Annotated in this window: 13 protein-coding genes and 1 other RNA gene; 5 read left to right on the forward strand and 9 right to left on the reverse strand. The window is 33.9% G+C overall.

Features of this window, described 5'->3' with window-relative positions; translation table 11 throughout:
• Nucleotides 1-78 precede the first annotated feature (78 nt).
• The 5 genes from OLM54_RS09155 to OLM54_RS09175 form a co-directional block, all read right to left on the reverse strand.
• The gene (locus OLM54_RS09155; RefSeq protein WP_264538280.1) at nucleotides 79-1,668 is read right to left on the reverse strand and encodes a RagB/SusD family nutrient uptake outer membrane protein; all 1,590 of its coding nucleotides are present in this window, start codon (nucleotides 1,666-1,668) and stop codon (nucleotides 79-81) included.
• Between the two features lie 10 nt (nucleotides 1,669-1,678).
• Nucleotides 1,679-4,696: a SusC/RagA family TonB-linked outer membrane protein gene (locus OLM54_RS09160; protein WP_264538281.1), complete on the reverse strand. Its 3,018-nt coding sequence runs from the start codon at nucleotides 4,694-4,696 to the stop codon at nucleotides 1,679-1,681.
• Between the two features lie 353 nt (nucleotides 4,697-5,049).
• Nucleotides 5,050-6,072, reverse strand: a complete 1,023-nt coding sequence (locus tag OLM54_RS09165) for a glycosyl hydrolase family 18 protein (RefSeq protein WP_264538282.1) — start codon at nucleotides 6,070-6,072, stop codon at nucleotides 5,050-5,052.
• Nucleotides 6,073-6,377: 305 nt separating this feature from the next.
• Entirely contained in the window at nucleotides 6,378-7,901 is a 1,524-nt protein-coding gene (locus OLM54_RS09170) for a SusD/RagB family nutrient-binding outer membrane lipoprotein (protein ID WP_264538283.1), read from the reverse strand.
• Nucleotides 7,902-7,912: 11 nt separating this feature from the next.
• Entirely contained in the window at nucleotides 7,913-11,098 is a 3,186-nt protein-coding gene (locus OLM54_RS09175; protein ID WP_264538284.1) for a SusC/RagA family TonB-linked outer membrane protein, read from the reverse strand.
• 270 nt (nucleotides 11,099-11,368) lie between these two features.
• On the opposite strand from OLM54_RS09175, the gene OLM54_RS09180 reads away from it, so the two are divergent.
• The 3 genes from OLM54_RS09180 to OLM54_RS09190 all read left to right on the forward strand — a co-directional run bounded on the left by OLM54_RS09180 (nucleotide 11,369) and on the right by OLM54_RS09190 (nucleotide 14,729).
• Nucleotides 11,369-12,421 (forward strand): sensor histidine kinase, encoded by a 1,053-nt coding sequence (locus OLM54_RS09180; protein WP_264538285.1) that lies wholly within the window; start codon nucleotides 11,369-11,371, stop codon nucleotides 12,419-12,421.
• Nucleotides 12,411-13,112, forward strand: coding sequence for a LytR/AlgR family response regulator transcription factor (locus tag OLM54_RS09185; protein ID WP_264538286.1), 702 nt, complete (start codon nucleotides 12,411-12,413; stop codon nucleotides 13,110-13,112). The genes OLM54_RS09180 and OLM54_RS09185 overlap by 11 nt, the downstream gene beginning before the upstream one ends.
• A gap of 180 nt (nucleotides 13,113-13,292) precedes the next feature.
• Complete coding sequence (locus tag OLM54_RS09190; protein ID WP_264538287.1) at nucleotides 13,293-14,729, forward strand: MFS transporter; 1,437 nt, start codon at nucleotides 13,293-13,295, stop codon at nucleotides 14,727-14,729.
• 113 nt (nucleotides 14,730-14,842) lie between these two features.
• On the opposite strand, the gene OLM54_RS09195 is transcribed toward OLM54_RS09190, so the two are convergent.
• Together OLM54_RS09195 and fsa are read right to left on the reverse strand one after the other, a co-directional pair.
• Nucleotides 14,843-15,337 carry a hypothetical protein gene (locus OLM54_RS09195; protein ID WP_264538288.1) on the reverse strand — a complete coding sequence of 165 codons (495 nt, stop codon included), beginning with the start codon at nucleotides 15,335-15,337 and terminating at the stop codon, nucleotides 14,843-14,845.
• An 89-nt stretch (nucleotides 15,338-15,426) separates the two neighbouring features.
• On the reverse strand, nucleotides 15,427-16,083 hold the full coding sequence (gene fsa / locus OLM54_RS09200) for a fructose-6-phosphate aldolase (RefSeq protein WP_042565033.1): 657 nt from the start codon (nucleotides 16,081-16,083) through the stop codon (nucleotides 15,427-15,429).
• Nucleotides 16,084-16,264: 181 nt separating this feature from the next.
• Here fsa and OLM54_RS09205 point away from each other — a divergent pair, with 181 nt between their 5' ends.
• A complete protein-coding gene (locus OLM54_RS09205; protein ID WP_264538289.1) occupies nucleotides 16,265-17,572 on the forward strand; it encodes an ATP-binding protein in 1,308 nt (435 codons plus the stop codon).
• Between the two features lie 25 nt (nucleotides 17,573-17,597).
• Here OLM54_RS09205 and OLM54_RS09210 read toward each other — a convergent pair whose 3' ends face one another.
• Together OLM54_RS09210 and ffs are read right to left on the reverse strand one after the other, a co-directional pair.
• On the reverse strand, nucleotides 17,598-18,401 hold the full coding sequence (locus OLM54_RS09210) for an SDR family oxidoreductase (RefSeq protein ID WP_264538290.1): 804 nt from the start codon (nucleotides 18,399-18,401) through the stop codon (nucleotides 17,598-17,600).
• A gap of 218 nt (nucleotides 18,402-18,619) precedes the next feature.
• An RNA gene (ffs, locus tag OLM54_RS09215) (signal recognition particle sRNA small type) lies at nucleotides 18,620-18,717 on the reverse strand.
• A gap of 88 nt (nucleotides 18,718-18,805) precedes the next feature.
• Here ffs and OLM54_RS09220 point away from each other — a divergent pair.
• Nucleotides 18,806-19,855 carry a glutaminyl-peptide cyclotransferase gene (locus OLM54_RS09220; RefSeq protein WP_264538291.1) on the forward strand — a complete coding sequence of 350 codons (1,050 nt, stop codon included), beginning with the start codon at nucleotides 18,806-18,808 and terminating at the stop codon, nucleotides 19,853-19,855.
• Nucleotides 19,856-19,920: the final 65 nt, after the last annotated feature.

Genomic DNA, 19,920 nt, shown 5'->3' on the forward strand with positions numbered 1-19,920 from the left:
GAAATGGTATAAGCAATTTTCACCGCTTATACCATTTGCTAACCAAACTTAATATTCTTTTTTTTTTTTATTTTTTTTTTAGAAGTTAGATCCGGTAGTATCCCACCATAATCTTGTTCCTCCTGTATCAGGACCTCCTAACTTAGAAATTCCACTATCTACACCACCTTGATTGCTTGATTTTTCAGATTGAACAAAATTGATTCTTCTTACACCAAACTCAGTTGTGATTGTGTTTCCACTATAATTTTTAAGTACCGGGAAAAGTTTTGGATACCCTGTTCTTCTGTAATCAGACCATGCTTCTTGTCCTTCAGGGAAACCTGCAATCCATTTTTGAGTAATAATTTTTTGCAATTTCACTTCGTTAGTTGCTGCTTCATCCCAAGCCACAGTAACGTTGTTTACCGCTGGAGAATTATTTATCGGAAATTTAGGGTCAACATAAGCTTTAGGTAATTTTGTATTATCAGCAATATAAGCTGCTACACCTGCTGCATCTCTTTGTCCAAATGATGCTGCAATACCTTGCTCATATAGTGATTTAGCATCACCTCCCATATCCCATCCTCTTAATGCACCTTCTGCTCTTAAAAAATAAGCTTCGGCAGTAGTCATTAAAACAATTTCGTTTGTTTTTGCAACAGTTCCAAGACCAGAAAAATCCTGGTGATCTGCTTTTGCAGCAATTTCAATTCCGGTACGAACTCCTTTGTATTGACCAGGAAATTGTGTTGAAGGATCAAAATACGCTTCCGTTCTTGGATCTTCGTATCCGCCCATAATTGACTCCATATCTGCAGACATACGAATGTCTAACCATGAACCACTAATTGTTGCAAGCGGGTTTGTATAAACCGGAGATATAATTTTAAATAAATCACCGTTTGATTGCATTACTCCAAATTTGTGTGCTACAGCTTTTTCTGCCTGAAGTTTTGCTAATGCAGGATTTACTTTTACAATACGCATTGCTAATCTTAAACGTAAAGTGTTAGCAAATTTTACCCATTGTTTGTATTTTCCTTTGTATGCTGTTAAATCAGTTGTTTTAAAAGTACTTTCTCCAGTATCTCCGTCATCAACTCTTTGTGTTAAATCTGCAACAGCTATATCCAATTCATTAAAAAATTGGTTATAAACTTGCTCCTGGCTGTCATATTCTGTTGGACTTGTGTTTCCGTATTTAGAATAGATAATAGGACCAAAAGTATCTGTTAATCTGTGCATTCCTTCTACTTTCAAAATCAATGATAAGGCATAAAACTGATCGAATTTTCCTTTTGATTTCTTTTCAATATCTACTGCATTATACATTACATTTTTATAAGCATAATCCCAGATAAATCCGTTCCAGCCATCAACCAATGCATACGTTGTATTGTTGATACCTCCTGCAAAACCTGTTGGCGTAGCCATGTATCCTGACCAGATATCACTGTTTAAGTTTTGTTGTAATTGGTATACCCACTCAAAATTGGCCGTGATAACCTGAATGTTATTAAATATAGGTGCAAAACCTTGTTTGATGTGGTTAAAATCCTGCTCTAATAATTCTGGTGTAATCCCTTCCTTATTGGTGTTAATTTCCTCAAAGTTGTCTGTGCAACCAAATGTTGTCAACAATGAAATGCAGACAGCTGCTTTTGTTATATTATTTAGTTTCATGTTTTTAATTTTAGAAAGTTACATTTAAATTAAGACCGATACTTCTAGTAGATGGTAAACCATAAATATCTACTCCTTGTAAACCTTGGGCAGTACTTAATGCAATGTTTGGATCAAAAGGCGCATCTTTATATATAAAGAATAAATTTCTGGCAATTAATGAGATACTTGCAGTTTGAATAAAAGGTAATGTTTTTGGATTGAAATTATATCCGATAGAAACTTCTCTAACGCTTACGTTTGTTGCATCATACATATATTCTCCTGTAATACCCGCTCTACCTCCAACTTGTGTGTAGTACGATTTTGCATCCATTGTCGTTACAGCAGTACCATCACTTGCTCTTACTGCATTAATTGCAACACCTCCGGCATTTCTTGCATCTCCTGTTGCTTTAGAAACTCCAAATGAATCATTTTGTGCTTCTGTTAAACTCATTACATCTCCTCCAAAACGACCATCGATCAATACGTTTGCAAAGAAAGAACCCAATTTAAATGAGTTTGACCAACCTAACATAAAATCCGGATTTGCATTTCCAACTTCTTCAAAATCTGTTCTTTGAATTGTTCCGTCATCGTTTAATAAAATTCTGCCCTGATCATCTTTTTTAAAGTTGATTCCTTCAATAACTCCATAAGGTTTTCCTTCTATTAAAGCATATCTATAGCTGTTTACTCCAGCTTCAGTTAAGTTAACTCTACCTCCTAATTCAGTAGGGATTTCTTTTACTTTATTATTGTTTTTAGAAAAGTTTACTGTAGTATCCCAAGAAAATTTATCTCCTCTGATGATTCCACCTGTTAACACAACCTCAATACCTTTGTTTTCGATACTTCCTGCATTAATTCCGTAAAAATCATATCCCATATCGTTTACCGGAGCAACTACTTGCAGGTATTGGTTTTTAGTTTCAGAATTATAGTAAGAGATTTCAAAACCTAATCTGTTGTTGAACATTCTCCATTCTGTACCAAATTCAAATTCAGATTTTAATTCCGGTTTCAATGTTTCGCCTGGTCTTGGTCCAACTTTAGGATTTATTCCTGAAACGCCCGGTGCAGAATAATAGGTAGGATTTGTTACGAATGGAAAAATATCGTTACCCACTTTTGCAAAAGTACCACGAACTTTACCGTAGTTAATCCATTCTGGTAAACTAGCCATTTCGCTAATAAGTGCAGTTACACCCACAGATGGATAAAAATAAGGATCTGAAACTGTAGATGACCAGTCATTTCTTCCTGAAAGATCTAAGAACAACATATCTTTATAACCAAAAGTAGTTGCTGCAAAAACCGATTGAACTTCTCTTTGAGAATCTACTGTTTGATAGTTTCCTGTATTATTATTAAAATTATGAAGTGTAAACCAGTTTGTAATATTTAAACCTCCACTAATTCCAGAATCTAAAATTGTTTTTTGGTTTGTCAAAGTATTTGTAATACTTCCACCAATATTAGCGTTGAAGTTAAAATCTGATCCAATTTTTGTATTAATTGTAGCGATTAAATCACCATAACGTTGTGTGCTTAAAGAATTTTCATTGATGTATCTTCCGTTTACATTAGAAAGTGTTCCTTGTGTTGTAGCATATATTTTTTTATCAAAAATACTTGTTACTCTGTTGTAGCTGTAACGAGATGCAATGCTTAACCAATTTGTTGCTTTGTAGTTTAAAGATAATGCTCCGTTAAAGAAATCATTTTTATCTTCAGATTTGTTTCTGTTAATTGCCCAATATGGATTTTGCATAATATCTCTATTTGTCATCCAGTTTTGCGCCATTAAGTTTCTTGTAGGATTAAATACTTCATAATTATCTTTATAATAATTAAAGTCATTTCCTCTTGGCATTAAATAAACTCCTGTAAGCGGGTTAAAATAAAATCCGTTAACCGGTTTATTTTGAATAGTTTGAGAAGTATAGTTTGCATTTGCTGCAAAAGTTAATTTATCACCAAAGAATTTAGCTGTTTGTCTAATACCAAAGTTATTTTTCTTTAAAGCATTTCCAGGTACAATTCCTGTAGCAGAAGTATTAGCATAAGAAAATGCTGTTGAAGAATTTTCAGAACCAATAGAATATCCTACTGAAGTAATTTGAGTTGTTCCTGTATTAAAAAAGTCTTTTACGTGATCAGGAGACTTTTGTTTAGCTCCCCAAGATTCATCAGCTCCCGGAGCAGCGATATAATCTGTTTGAAATTTAGGCATATAAGCCGCTTCTTCAAAAGTAGTTACAGATGAAGCAGAAATATTAGCTTTTCCTGTTTTTGCTTTTTTAGAAGAAAGTAAAATAACACCATTTGCTCCCTGAGAACCATATAATACAGAAGCCGCAGCACCTTTAAGAACTGTCATTCCATCGTAATCATCCGGATTAACAAGAGAAATTACATCTCCACCATCACGGTTACCTCCTGCTAAACTACCAAATGAATCATTTGGCTGTCCTGAACCTGAGTTCAACATTGGGATACCATCAATAACATATAAAGGCTGACTGTTTGAAATAGAAGAATTTCCACGAATAACTACTTTTGTAGATCCACCAGTTCCACCAGAACTTTTAGTTACGGCAACACCGGCAATTTTACCGGCAATTGTATTGATAACGTTGGCATCTCTAACTCTTGTTAACTCTTCTCCTTTAAGTTCCTGAGCTGCATAAGTCAAAGATTTTCTCGTTTTCTTTAAACCTAATGAAGTTACCACAACCTCGTTAAGTGCATTTGATGCTGCTTGTCCCATTTTAACGTTAATTGTAGTAGCATCGCCTACAACTATACTTTGTGTTTCAAGACCTACATAAGTAAAAACTAATGTTTGTCCTTTTTGCGCTTCAATTGTATACAAACCGTCAAAATCGGTACTTGAACCTTTTTGACCTCCTTGTACTGCAACAGACGCCCCTGGTAACGGCATCCCATCAGAATCTGTAATCACACCTTTGATACTTTTTACCTGAGCAAGCGAAACTTGCGCCGTAAAAGCAATCATAAAGATTAAGAAAATTTTTTTCATGTTATTTATTTTGTTAGTTATGGTGTAAATTTATTCTTAACGTATTGTTAAAAAAAATAAATTATACAAACAGCTTCGTTTTTTAAACCAACGACATAAATCATTCAATAATGCGTTTTACGAAAACGTTTTCCGTTTGATTAATTCTAAGGTTTTTTAGAATTGTCTTTCTTATATGCAATAAAAAACTCAAATTAGTTACGAATTACTCAATATAACACCAACAGGTTTAAATGCGATATTGTGGTAATAATTAAGGAATTAACTATGAAAAGCGTAAAAAAATTAACAAAAAATTCAAAGTTTTACATGCGGTAAAAAAGTATTTTTTGATGTCGTTTTCAGCAGCATTTTTAGTTGTTGCACATTCCTGTAGTCTTGATTTTTAGCGCTGTATATTTTTTATGGATTACATTTAATAACGAATACTGATCGAAAGAGTCCTGCGCAATTTCCCATATCATTATTCCTCCTGTATTTTCAGAGGCAAATTCAACTTTCTGATCTATTGTTGGTCTTCCGTTATAATAAATTTTACCTACTTCGTCCTGATCTGCAAATTCTACGTTGGTAGCCACAATTTGAGCGTATGTAGCACTTGTAACTTCGGGATAGGTAAAATTATATCCGTAAAAAGGTACACCAAGCGTTAACTTATCACTTGAAATATGTTGTTGTTTATTCCAGAATTCAATTCCTGTTTTTGCGTTTTCAAACGAACTGTGCTGTCCGGGATTATTGGGAGTCCACGGTCCGGTACTATCATACGACATGATATTTAAAAAATCAAATGCATTTAAAGCTTCATTACTTATATTTTCAAATCGGGAATTATTGGGCAATGCTGCCGTTAAAAGTTTATTTTTTAAAATAAGTTCTTTTTTTAATTCAATAACAAAACCACTGTATCCTGTTGTTACGGCATCCCATTCGAGATCAACATCGACTCCGTCTAATTTATGAAGTGTTATAAAGTTTATTATATTCTGAATTAAATTGGGTCTGTTTTCGGGATTATCAATGAGAAATTTCCAGTTTGATGCTATTTCTTCCGATAAAACGCCGCCTGCAAGCGAAATACTAATTTTAATTTTCGGATTGACTGATTTTACATAAGTAACAAGTGCATCAATATCTCCGTTAAAATTTAGATTTCCATTTTTATCAGGATTTGCAAATGCGAGATTAAGATGCGTCAATTTACAAAACTGAATCATGCTGATTTTATCAAAATTGTCTGAAGATAAATAGCCGACTACTCGTGCCGTTTTTTTTGAATGATCAGAATCTGTTTCTTTTTGATTTGAACAGCCGTACACGGAAAAAAGCGAACTTAGAAAAAAAAGGATGCCTAATAAGGCGTTATTTTTTATCATAATTTTTAATTTAAACTTGTTGTTTTTAATTTAATTAGAATGAAAATAATACCGTATTAGGCATATGTTTATGGTTGGAATTCCGAGATTTTAACACATAGAAACATAGTTTACTGTGGAGAAAAAGCGTTTCACTTAGCTTTTTTTCTCACACAGATTTGGCAGATTAAGCAGATTTTTTTTGATCTTTAATCTTTGATCTGTCCATTGCTATGTGCATTTCAACAAGTGAAACGCCTTTATCAGGTATCTAAATCCTATGTTTCTATGTGTTAAAAAAATTACGTTCAACTGGTTTGTTTTTTTTAGTTTACATCCCACCAAACTTTACCTAACCAGTCATTTTTTCCACCCATTCTTGATAAAGCGTCTAAATAGTTTTTCTGGTTTTTCTGCATTTCATCATTCGGATAATACAAACGTGTTGGTACAACACCGCCGGTTCCTGAATCTGAATTTGTTATTGGTATTAAATGCGGATATCCGGTTCTTCTCCAGTTTGAATAGGCTTCAATACTATTAAATAAATAAGTGACCCAAATTTGCGTTCCTATTTGCTCTTTTTCTGTTCCGGCTACTAAAGGATGCGCCGTTAAATAGGCATTAATATCTGCTTGTGTGGCAGGAGCAGCACCATAAATTTCCATTTGTTTTATCCCTGCTTCCACTCCGTTTTTATAATAATCAGCTGCAGCACCTGTAACCCAGCCTCTAAAAGCTGCTTCGGCCAATAATAATTGGGTTTCTGAATAACTAACATGTAAAAAAGGAGTTGTTCTTAGTTTTAAATACGGCTGTATTCCAGATGCAGAATTTGATCCTCCGGGAAGATCCCATCTAAACATTCCCGGTTTAACGCCTTCATATAATGTTTCTCCGGGTTGTATTGGCGACCAGTATACCACACTGCTGCTTGTTTTAGGAGTTGCGATCATCGTTAATCTCGGATCTCCGTTGTCTCTTAAAAAATCAATTAATAAAGAGCTGAAATGATCTCCGTGTTCATCAGAGATAAAACCGTAAGACAATCCGTTTCCTCTGTAATCAAGTCTGGCAGGATCATCACTAAAAGGAAAATCCAAATGATGCATGATACAGTTGTCATCATTGCTGGTAAAAACACCATTTTGAAAAGCTGCTTTAGCTTGTTTTTCAGCTTCTGCCGGATTTACTTCTGAGATTCTCATCGCTAAACGCAAACGCATGGTATTGGCTAATTTTTTCCATTTTGCAATATCTCCGTTATAAAATAAATCGCCTTTTACCGTTCCTCCGCCAGCGTTTAACTGATTAAAAGCTTCGTCTAATTCTTTGAAAAATGACGTATAAATATCTTCTTGCTTGTCATATTTAGGCGTTACAATTCCTTGCGAAAAACCTAAACCGGCTTCAGAATAAGGCACATCGCCATAAATATCGGTTAAACGCTGCGCGATCATTACTTTCATAATTTTGGCAACAGCATTCATGTTTGAAGCGGCAGGATCTTTACTGGTATTGTCAAGAATATCTACAATACTTTTCATTTCATGCGCATAAACATTTCTCCATAAAGCAACGGCATATTCTTCGTTGTTTTTAAATTTGCTGCCATATTCTGTTACTGCCCATGAACCTGAATAATGCTGCACAAAACCTCCGGCATATATTAAGTTGGTTCTGTGTTGGTAATATCCATCTCCGGACATACACAATTGGGTAAATGTAAGCTGACCTGCCGGATTTGGCGATAATGCCACCGGATCTTTTATCAGATCATCAAAATTTTCTGTACAGCCAACTGCCGTAAATACTGCAAGTGTGGCTATTATTATATGTTTAATTTTCATAATTTACTTTTTTAGAATGCAACTTTAATATTAAAACCATATGATTTTCTTGATGGCAATGAACCATACTCAAAACCTTGTCCATTTCCTGAAGTATACATAGATTCAGGATCAATGTTTGGTAAATCTTTATTAAATGTCAATAGATTTCGTGCAAATAGAGAAATATAGATTGAGTTTATAGAGCTGCCAAAAACACTTTTAGGTATTGTATACCCTAAACTTACCTCTCTTAATTTTACATAAGAAGCATCATAAATAAATGGTGCAGGCGTATTTTCGGTAACATTGCTCCAATAAGCCTGAGGATCTACAGGAGTTGTGTTTTTTACATAATTTGGATTTTCAGCAGTTCCTGTATTCACCACTCCGTTTGCTACATAACCTGCTGTTGGCGTCCAGGTTCCTACATTAAAATTAGGATCTGCGGCTGCTGCAGCGGCTCTTGCTGCATTATAAGCATCTCTGCCTTCTGTAGTGACATCAAGTAATCCTTTTCCTGCCGCAACAGAGTTTGTCATAGAATATACATCCATACCAAACTTCATATCTAATAAAAACTGAAGCGTAATGCCTTTATACGAAAATCTGTTTGTTAAACCAGCTGCCCAATCAGGAAGTCCTTTTCCTAATTCTACTTTAGTATCGGTATAAACAGGAAGACCGTTTGCGCCTACAATCATTTCTCCCGATGGCGTTCTTTGAAAATCTTTTCCAATAATAGTTCCGTATTGTCCGCCAACCTGAGCCACAATTGCTGCTCCCGCCCAACGAGCCTCAGAAATGGTATACGTGTTAATATCCGGATGCAAAGAAAGAATTGAATTTTTATTTTTAGAAAAGTTCAAATCAATTCCCCATTCAAAATCTTTCGTTTTAATTGGCGTGCCCGATAAAAATATCTCGATACCTTCATTACGCAATTTTCCTGCATTTACAGAAAGAAACTCATATCCTGATGTTGCAGAAGAAGCTAAATCAAGAGTTTGATCTGCGGTATCTTCACGATATACTGTTATATCTGCTTTTAATCTGTTTTTAAAGAAAGCGGTTTCCAATCCAAACTCGATTCCTGTTTTTGACTGAAAAGTCAGGTTTGCATTTGGTGCCGATGAATTTTTAATATTCACCACACTTTGTCCGTCATAAGCAGAATAAGTCGTATAATTTAATGAGTTTTTATAAGCGCCCGGTGCATTAGAAACTTTTGCCCACGATCCTCTAAGTTTACCATAAGAAAAAGCATCACTCTTAATACCAAAGGCTTCTGAGAATATAAAACCTAACGAAGCTGCCGGATAAAAAGCATCTTTGGTGATCACACTAAACCAGTCATTTCTTCCTGTAAACTCAGCATACAAATAGCCTTTGTAATCAAACTTGGCAGCACCGTAAACAGAATTTGTTCTTGTTCTGGTTTCTGATGGCGCATTGATTGTTTGAGTAGAAAAATTACTGATATATTCTGTTCCCGCCTCGATTATATTAGTTCCCTGACTGGAATTTTCCTGTCTTCTGAAATCTCTCCTGCTTGTTCCCAAAATTCCTGAAAAAGTCAAATCAGTAGCCAGCTTAATATCGCTAAAAGTCGCAATAATATCTGTATTCATTTCAGATACCGTAATATCATTCAAACCAAGATAACCGGTGTCTCTGCCCGGCCATGTACTTCCGGGTGCCATAAAATCTGTAGAACCAAAAACATACGTATCCAAACCGGTTCTAAAAGTTAATCCAACCCATTTTTTAAGTTGATACGTTCCGGTAACATTCCCCATAAAACGATTTTTCTTAGACGTATTATGGTTTGCATCAACCGTAAAATAAGGATTTAATTGATAAATATTATTGTTCCATTTATAAATTTCTCCCGTATCAGGATTCCAGTAATTTTTCAGCCACGCCTGATCAATATTTGGCGCTAAACCACTCAAAGAATATCCCACGTTATTTGGAGAATCTCCTAAACCAGGTCTGTTTTCGGTTTTTTCAACCATGTAATTTACATTTGCTGCCAACGTAAATTTTTCTGATTTTAAAGTTGCATTTAAACTGGCATCATTTCTTTCTAAACCTGAACCCGGAACAACATCATCATTTTTAAGATTATTATATCCAAAACGAATATAGGCGTTCTCACTTCCGCCAGAAAGCGAAATCCCGTTGGTTGTTGTAACTCCCGTTTTAAAAAAACCCTGAATATTGTTATCTACTTTAGCATACGGTTTCATAGAACCGTCAAATATTTTAACCTGCTGCCCTACAGTTTCAGAGAATTTTGGTCCCCATGCACTTGTAGTATAACCGTAAATTTCTGAAGGTGCTTTTAACGGATCCGGCAAAAGTCCGTGAGATCCCGTTCCATAGTCACTTTGAAAATCTTCGTATTTAGCATTTACCTTGTCAAAACTAACGCCGCTGGTTAATTCTACCTGTAATTTTCCTTTGCTCCCTTTTTTAGTTGTAATTAAAATTACACCATTTAGTGCTCTTGAACCATACAAAGCAGATGCCGCTGCTCCTTTTAATACCGTCAGACTTTCAATATTGTTTGGGTTAATACTCGAAATTCCGTCACCATTATCACGTCCGTCAAACCATTTGCTTGATGCAGCAGTATCATTCGACAAACCTGTATTATCAATAGGCACGCCATCTACAATATAAAGCGGTTGGTTATTCTCGCCTATACTTGAGATACCTCTAATAATAACTCTTGTGCTTCCGCCGGCACCTGTAGCCGGTATAGAAACATCAACACCCGCAATTTTACCTGAAAGTGCTGTCGCTACATTTGTTGTAATTACTTTATTTAACTGGTCGCCTTTAATATCCTGAACGGCGTAACCCAGCTCTTTCTTTTGTCTTTTAATACCTAATGCAGTAACAACAACTTCATCCAGGTTTTGAGCACTTTCTTCAAGTACAGCATTTACCTGAGGCGAATCGCCAACTGTTACTGTTTTAGTTTTAATACCAATGTAAGAGAACACTAAAACATCGCCTTTTGATGCTTCAATGGCATACATTCCATCATAATCCGTTTGGGTTGCTTTTGCTGTTCCCTGGATAAGAACAGTAACGCCCGGTAACGGCAATCCTTTTTGATCGCTTACTAAACCTTTGATCGTTTTTACTTGCGCGACTGTGACATGCGCGGTAAAAAAAACGATTAAGATTAACATAATTTTTTTCATTTTGTCATGGTTTTGTTGGTTAAGCAGTAAACTTATTGTTAAAATTAACATAAATAAAACTTTTTAAACAAACTGTCCCAAATCTTAAACAAACGACAGAAAACAATCAATAATACGTTTTACGAAAACGATCCCTTTTAAAAATAATCGACGAAATGCCAATTTTGATAAAATTTTATTCAAAAGAATTGCGTTTTACCAACTAATTGTTTAAAGTTGCAAAATATTATTCTTATGAATACTATTTGAACTAACCCCCCATAAAACAAATTGAACGAAATTCAAAAATTAAAGTTTGAAATAAAACTGCAAAATCATATTTGGTTTTGGGGAGGCTACTTTACTCTTAACTTTTTAAGATGGGGCGCTTATTTTAATGATTATCCGTATTCGTTTAAATCGAATCTAATTGAATTTTCATTGCATATTCCGTTAGTATATTTTAATCTTTTTGTTCTTGTACCCAAATTCGTTTTAAGACAAAAATACATTCAGTACACCTTTGCTTTATTGTTAAGTCTTTTTGGAATTTACCTTTTAAAAACGGCTCTTACCTATTATATTATATCCGAAAACATTTGGCCCGAAGCCAATAGAGAATACCATCCTTTTGAAATTAATCATATCGTAGCCGTCTGCATTGGCGAATTGTATGTATTAGCCATGGCGTCATCTGTTTACCTGACTTTAACCTGGATGCGCGAAAGGGAAAGAAACAGATCTTTGCGGGAAAATCAGTTTAAAATCAAATTAAAATACCTTGAAAATCAAATTCAGCCGCATTTCTTTTTCAATACTTTAAATAATTTATACGCGTTATCATTAGAATCTTCCAACAAAGTTCCTGACGTAATTATTAAATTATCGAATTTGATGGAATATGTATTGTATGATATAAAAGGAACGAAGTTTGTACCTCTTATAAAAGAAATAGACTATATTCAGAATTATATCGAAATCGAAAAATTACGCTTTGAGAATGTAGAAGTTACCATAAATCTTGAGTCAGATATTGAAGATATTGTCGTGCCTCCGCTCATCTTTATTTCATTGGTCGAAAATGCATTTAAGCACGGCGGATTAAACAACCGTAACTTAAAAATTAAAATTAACTGTAAAGTTATTGACAATAAAATGTTAGATTTTGAAATCTTAAATAATTTTGTAATTTCACAAAATCTTAACCCAAAAAGCGGTATTGGATTGGTCAATACCAAAAAACGACTGAAATTAATTTACAAAAACAATTTCAGCCTCAAACACAAAACAAAACTAAATTACTATATAATCCGCTTGCAAATACCTATTCATAATGAAGATTAAATGCGTATTGATTGATGATGAGCCTTTAGCTATCAAAGTCTTGCAAAATTATTTCAACAATTTTACAGATTTTGAAGTTATTGCTACATTCAATAATTCTCTCGAAGCACTTGATTTTATAAACAGTACAGCTGTCGATGCCGTATTTTTAGATATCAATATGCCTATGATGACCGGATTTGAACTGATTAGTTTAATCGAAAACAAAACCAAAGTCATTATTACAACAGCGTTTAGAGAATTTGCTGCCGAAAGTTATGATCTTGATGTTTTAGATTATTTAGTAAAACCCATTCCTCTTCCAAGATTTATAAAATGCATTAACAAAATCACAACCGAATACAATTTAAAGAACAATATTAAAGTAGAAACCACAAAAGGCGATTCTCATATTTTTATTAAAGTAGATAAAAAAATGATGAAAATTAATATTGAAGAAATCTTGTTTGTCGAAGGAATGAAAGAATACATCAAAGTCGTAACGCCTGATAAAACCTATATTACACACAAATCCTTAACTTCATTATCTGAAGAATTACCTGCGGATCGCTTTCTTAGAATCCATAAATCGTATGTTATTGCGCTAAATAAGGTAAAATCTATTGAAGGTAACAGAATCCAGATACAGTCCTACACCATTCCTATAGGAAGAAATTACAGTAAAGACGTTAAAAATAGGATTTTAGAGTAAAAATACAATTTCATTTTTCATTTTCTAAGTCGGTAAAAATTAACACTTTGTTGAAAAAATGATGCCGTTGGTTTAAATTTAACATTATTTGTGCCTTTTTATTTTTTTTTGATATACTTAACAAATATATTTACGGTCTTCAAAAAACAATAAAATAAAAAATTAACCTTATCACAAATTATGAGTTCAGAAAATGTACAAACGAAGTGGGGACAGTTTATTCCTCTAGTTATCGTATTCTTCTTTTGGGGATTTGTCGCTGCAAGTAATGACATCCTGATTCCTGTTTTTAAAACAGCATTCCATTTATCTCAGGGAGAAAGCCAATTAGTATCTTTAGCATTTTATATTGCTTACACCGTTGGATCACTAATATATATGGGAATCTCTGTTTTAATAAAAGAAGATTTAGTAAACAAAATAGGATATAAAAATGGTCTTTCACTAGGTTTGCTTATTTCTGCCTTAGGAACATTATTATTTTACCCTGCTGCAAATACAGGATCTTTTCCTTTAATGTTATCAGGATTATTCATTGTTGCACTTGGTTTTTCACTACAACAAACCGTTGCAAACCCTTTGGCTATTGCTTTAGGGCCAATTACAACCGGATCTCAGCGTTTGACATTAGCGGGTGGAATTAACAATTTAGGTACTACAATCGGACCGCTTATTGTGAGTTTTGCTATCTTCGGATCAAGCACAGGATCATCTACATTAAGTATTGAAAGTGTAAAAATTCCTTATTTAATACTTGGTTTAGCGTTTTTATTAGTGGCAATTTTATTAAAATTCTCTTCACTACCGGACAAACCGGCTTTAATTGAAGAAGAAATTGCTCACGATGGCGCAACTGCAAAAAAATCTGCATTACAATATCCACAATTAGTAATGGGAATGATCGCTATTTTTCTTTATGTTGGTGTAGAAGTTTCTACTGCAAGTAACTTACCGGCTTATATGGAAAGTAAATTAGGATTTTTAACGAAAGATGTTGCTCCTTATATCTCCTTATATTGGGCAAGTTTAATGATTGGACGTTGGACAGGAGCTATTGAAGCTTTTACAGATAAAGCAAGTTTACAGCAAATATTACGTTTTGTAGCGCCTTATTTAGCTTTTGGAGTATTCTTAGCCGTAAATGCAATTGCAAAACACGATTTAACGCCATTTTATATCTACGGATTAATCATTTTAGTATTAATTGCTGCTGATATCGCAAGTAAAGGAAACCCAGCCAGAATGTTACTTATATTCTCTGCATTAGGAATCGTTGCCTTAGCTATCGGAATGTCGACTAGCGGTATTGTAAGTGTTTACGCTTTTACAAGTGTTGGTTTATTCTGTAGTACACTTTGGCCATGTATCTTTACATTAGCCGTAAGCGGATTAGGAAAAAATACAAGCCAGGGAAGCAGCTTCCTTATCATGATGATTATGGGTGGTGGTGTTATTAGCTGGTTACAAGGTTTTGTTTCTGAGTTTATTGGTATTCAGGCAAGTTATGTTGTAGGTATTTTATGTTTTGCCTACTTAGCATTTTACGCATGGAGCGTAAGCGGAATCCTTAGAAAACAAGGAATTAATTTTGACAAAAAACTTTCTGGCGGACACTAAGCCTTAAAATAAAACAATAAAAAAATTCCAAATTCCAATTTTATAGATTGGGATTTGGAATTTTTTTTTATCCTCAGCAAACCTGACAGGTTTATTATTTATTATTTTATTTGCTATTTCGCATTAATAATATTGTTCAAATTCTTCTTAAAAATTGCCTTATTTTGTTCTGATAGTTTATAGACAACATCTTTATCCGCATGTACAATAACTTTATCAATATCAGCCTTTAAAAGTGCTTTTGGGTCTTTAATTTTTAGTGTGCAGGCGCCATCAAAATAACCGTCATCTTCAATTGTTTTTTTGGCATCGATAACAGTCCCGTCGCTTAAAACAGCCGATATTGTCATCGTACTATTTAATGTATTCGAATAAAACCCATCCATTACCAATAATAATCGATAAGAATTTTTCATTTCAGGACCTTTGAATTCGTGGCGTGTAATATTATAACGTAATCCTTTTGCCAAAGTCTGAAATTTTACGGTACAGTCTAATTCATAAGTGGCAACATCACCGGCTTCGCTCACACTTGTCAAAACTTTAGCTTGTGCATTTACAGTAATATTGATTGCTAAAAACGCAAAAAACAAAATAGCTTTTTTCATATATCGTTGTTTTTGAGACATATAAAGATAAAAAAAATCGCCATCTTTCTTACAAAAATGGCGATTTTAAATATTTATTTTAAAGAAGCTTATTTATTACCTTTCTCAAAATCAGCAACAAACTGAGCTAATCCAATATCAGTTAACGGGTGTTTCAACAAACCGTAGATTGCAGAAAGAGGTCCAGTCATAACATCAGCACCAATTTTAGCACAGTTTACAATATGCATTGTATGACGTACAGAAGCTGCTAAAATTTGAGTTTCGTAACCATAATTATCATATACTAATCTAATTTCTTCAATTAAATTTAAACCATCAGTCGAAACATCGTCTAAACGACCAATAAATGGAGAAACATAAGTAGCACCCGCTTTTGCAGCCAAAAGAGCCTGACCAACAGAAAACACAAGCGTTACATTTGTTTTGATTCCTTTATCAGAAAAATATTTCGCAGCCATAACTCCCTCTTTAGTCATTGGCAATTTAACTACGATTTGATCATGCAATTCAGCTAATTCTTCACCTTCTTTAATCATTCCATCATAATCCAACGCATTTACTTCAGCACTTACATCGCCTTCTACAAGATTGCAAATGTCAACATAATGTTTCAGGATGTTGTTTTTTCCTGTAATACCTTCCTTCGCCATCAAAGATGGGTTAGTCGTTACACCATCCAAAACACCTAAAGCCTGTGCTTCTTTAATTTGAGCTAAATTAGCTGTGTCAATAAAAAATTTCATAATATATTTAAATTTAATTGTGTTGATTCTTTTTTGGTCGCGTTCGCAAATTTCGGTGCAAAATTACAACTTATAATTTTTCCAGAATTAAAATCTTAAAAATAATTCTAAATTTCAGCAATCATCGCTGTAAAACCTTAATTAAAAAAGTCGTAATTTTAAGGCATTAAATACGTCCCAAGTGCTAGAAGAAAATTTTCAACAAGACATCACCAATATCCAAAATATAGCGATAGTTCCAACCCTGCTCAATGTAATATGCCAAACCACCGGAATGGGTTTTGCAGCGGTAGCAAGAGTTACAGAAGATCGCTGGATAACTTGCAGCGTTCTGGATAATGTTGCATTTGGTTTAAAACCCGGAGACGAATTAGAAGTAAAAACAACGATTTGTCATGAAATTAGGCGAGACAGAAAAGCCGTAATAATTGATAATGTTAGTGAAGACGATGAATTTCGTGATCACCATACGCCCAAAATGTACGGTCTTCAAAGCTATATTTCTGTTCCAATTATGCGTCAGGACGGAAGTTTCTTTGGCACATTATGCGCTATCGACCCTAAACCAAACAGCCTGAAAGAGTTTAAAATTAGCGAAATGTTCAATTTATTTGCTGATTTAATCTCTTTTCATATTAGCACTATTGAGCAGGCAACCGAAAATAAAACAATCTTATTAGAAAAAAATAATCTTCTCGCAAAAACAGAAGTTGAAAAACAAAAAGCCGAAAAACAAAAATTAGCAGCTGAAAAAAAACTTATTGAAAAGAATATTTCTCTGGAAAAAATGAATAGCGAACTCGAAGCTTTCAATTATATTTCAAGTCACGATCTACAGGAACCTTTGCGTAAAATTCAGCTTTTTACTGATACCATTGAACGCGAAGAAGCCGTTAACTTATCTGAAAAAGGTAAAGCTGCATTTCATAAAATTAAAAATTCAGCTTTTAGAATGCAAAATTTAATCAATGATCTTCTAATCTATTCCAAAACAAAATTTGACGATAGAAAGTTCGAAATAAAAGACTTAAACACAATTGCGAAAGATGTTATTGAAGATCTTACTGATGAGTACGAAAATAAAAATGCCGTTTTTGATATTAAGGAATTAGGCAAACTCTCTGTAATAGAATTTCAATTCAGGCAATTACTTTATAATCTGATCAATAATTCATTAAAATTTGCAAGTCCTGAACGAAATTTAGTCATTACAATTTCAGCCGAAATTACAAACGGAGAACTGGAAAAACTGACGCCGCTTACTAAATATTATAAGTTAACGATTTCAGACAATGGTATTGGATTTGACCAATCGTACAACGAAAAGATATTTGGTCTCTTTCAGGCGTTACACACAAAACCTTTAAAAAGTACAGGAATCGGACTTACGATCGTCAAACGAATTGTAGAAAATCACGATGGTTTTATTAAAGCCGAAGGAATTTTAAATCAGGGAGCAAAATTTGAAATATTTATTCCAATAGCATAATTTCAAAAATTGCCCCAGTCAGATTCTATAGTTTATAGTGATTCATTAGCATTTTTTCATACATTTTATCCGGAAGCGCACGTTTTAAAACAATAGAAAACTTTTGCATAAAAACGCCCACTTTATAATGTACGTTTGGCTTTTTTTGCTGAATAATTTTATAAACTGCCTCTGCCATTTCATTCGGATTACTTCCTGCATCGACATGTTCGTTCATTGTGGCAAGAATATCGCCATATACTTTTTCGTAAGCAGAACCAGGAATAACCGGTGCGTGATAACGTCCCGAAGCAATATTGGTTGCGAAATCGCCCGGAGCTACATTTGTAATTTCAATTCCAAAAGACTTTACTTCCATTCGCAAAGCCTCAGTAATTAATTCTAAAGCTCCTTTTGATGCTGAATAAACGCTTCTGTAAGGCAATCCCATATAACCTGCAATTGACGTTATATTTATGATCAAACCTGATTTTTGTTCACGCATTTGCGGTAAAACAGCTTTCATGACTTCTATAGGACCAAAAAAATTGGTTTCGAAGTTGTTTTTGATTTCTTCTGTTGGAATTTCTTCCAAAGGTCCGGTAATTCCAACTCCGGCGTTATTAATTACAATATCCAATCGACCCGAAGTCTGAATAATTTTGGCTACAGCCGATTTAATTGATTCAGTATTTCGAACATCTAAGGCCACAAGTGGAAAAACAGAATTTAAAACCTTTTCTGGATTTCTGCTTGTTCCATAAACTACGAAACCTTTTTGATGTAGAAATTCTCCAATAGATTTTCCTATTCCTGATGATCCTCCGGTAATTAAAACGACTTTATTCATTTGTAGGTTAGGTGTTAAATGTTATAGGTTATAGGTTATAGGTTAAATGTGATTGTCTATACGTAGAACCAGATGTTGCAGGTAAAACTTTTCACCTTTTACATATAACTTCTAACTTTCGACAGGTCCAAAAATAAAAAAATCCTCCATAAGGAAGACTACTTTTAAATTAATTCTAAAAAAAAAATCCTGAAATATTTCAGGACATATAAACTAAAAAATGGCAAGCGACCTACATCGCACCGCTCAACCACGTACCCTTGCTATGTTCCCATCCTGGGGGAGTCTGCAGGAGCTGGTCGTGTAGGACTTGCCGGTGCAAATATACAATCTTTTTATATTTTTGCAAGAGCTTTGTTGCTATAAAAATATCGTCGTATATTGGCTCATTCAAATTTTAAACTATGAAAAAATATAACTTCCTAACTGTCATTTTATTAGGAATAACATTAATCGGATGTGGAGATACAAAAAAAGGTGAAAATTCTTTATTTAATATCGATGATTCGGCATTTCCGGCACATTTTCAGTCTCAGGAATCCGTTTCTGTCGGAATTTTAAACCCAAATTCGAAAGAAATTGATAGCATTGCTTACTTTGTAAATGACAAAAAAGTGGGAAGCAAGAAAGGAAATGAGAAATTTAAATTTGAATTAAAAGATCAAAAACTAGGATATCAATACCTAAAAGCAACGGTTTATTTTGGCGGAGATTCGTCAGATGCGACAAAACGAATTGAATTAGTTTCAAACGTTGAACCAAAATTATTAAAATATAAAATCGTAAATACGTATCCGCACGATACAAAAGCCTTTACAGAAGGTTTAGAATTTCATGACGGCGTTTTATTTGAAAGTACGGGTCAAAAAGCAGATTCATATTTTAGATCTGTCGATTATAAAACCGGAAAAGTGATTAAACAAGTTGATCTTCCAAAAGAATATTTTGGTGAAGGAATTACTTTCATCAACGGAAAATTATTTCAATTAACGTGGCAGGAAAAAACAGGTTTTATTTACGATGCCAAAACCTTTAAACTGGAAAAGAAATTTACATACGATAAAGAAATTGAAGGTTGGGGAATGACACACGATGATAAATATATTTATCGTTCTGACGGAACTGAAAAAATCTGGAAAATGGATCCTGAAACACAAAAAATGATTGATTATATCAATGTTTATTCAGGAACTTCAAAAATTAAAGTTCTTAATGAACTGGAATACATTAACGGAAAAATTTATGCTAATGTTTGGCAAAAAGATGCAATTGCAGTTGTAAATACAACATCCGGCTCAGTTGAAGGAATCCTGGATATGTCTGGTTTACGTAAATTTATCAAACATCCGGAAGCAGAAGTTTTAAACGGAATCGCTTATAATCCTGCAACAAAAACAATATTTGTAACTGGTAAATATTGGGAAAAAATGTTCGAAATCACAGTTTCGGAATAAAGATTAAAAATAAATTATAAAAACAAATTTCACAGATTTTCACGAACTCATTGGTGCTAATTTGT

It is taken from the genome of Flavobacterium sp. N1736 (assembly GCF_025947065.1).
Classification (GTDB): domain Bacteria; phylum Bacteroidota; class Bacteroidia; order Flavobacteriales; family Flavobacteriaceae; genus Flavobacterium.

What these genes read in the sequence shown, in the direction of transcription:
- OLM54_RS09155 (WP_264538280.1), bottom strand. Translation starts at nt 1,668, where the DNA reads ATGAAACTAAATAATATAACAAAAGCAGCTGTCTGCATTTCATTGTTG.
- OLM54_RS09160 (WP_264538281.1), bottom strand. Translation starts at nt 4,696, where the DNA reads ATGAAAAAAATTTTCTTAATCTTTATGATTGCTTTTACGGCGCAAGTT.
- OLM54_RS09165 (WP_264538282.1), bottom strand. Translation starts at nt 6,072, where the DNA reads ATGATAAAAAATAACGCCTTATTAGGCATCCTTTTTTTTCTAAGTTCG.
- OLM54_RS09170 (WP_264538283.1), bottom strand. Translation starts at nt 7,901, where the DNA reads ATGAAAATTAAACATATAATAATAGCCACACTTGCAGTATTTACGGCA.
- OLM54_RS09175 (WP_264538284.1), bottom strand. Translation starts at nt 11,098, where the DNA reads ATGAAAAAAATTATGTTAATCTTAATCGTTTTTTTTACCGCGCATGTC.
- OLM54_RS09185 (WP_264538286.1), top strand. Translation starts at nt 12,411, where the DNA reads ATGAAGATTAAATGCGTATTGATTGATGATGAGCCTTTAGCTATCAAA.
- OLM54_RS09190 (WP_264538287.1), top strand. Translation starts at nt 13,293, where the DNA reads ATGAGTTCAGAAAATGTACAAACGAAGTGGGGACAGTTTATTCCTCTA.
- OLM54_RS09195 (WP_264538288.1), bottom strand. Translation starts at nt 15,337, where the DNA reads ATGAAAAAAGCTATTTTGTTTTTTGCGTTTTTAGCAATCAATATTACT.
- fsa (WP_042565033.1), bottom strand. Translation starts at nt 16,083, where the DNA reads ATGAAATTTTTTATTGACACAGCTAATTTAGCTCAAATTAAAGAAGCA.
- OLM54_RS09210 (WP_264538290.1), bottom strand. Translation starts at nt 18,401, where the DNA reads ATGAATAAAGTCGTTTTAATTACCGGAGGATCATCAGGAATAGGAAAA.
- OLM54_RS09220 (WP_264538291.1), top strand. Translation starts at nt 18,806, where the DNA reads ATGAAAAAATATAACTTCCTAACTGTCATTTTATTAGGAATAACATTA.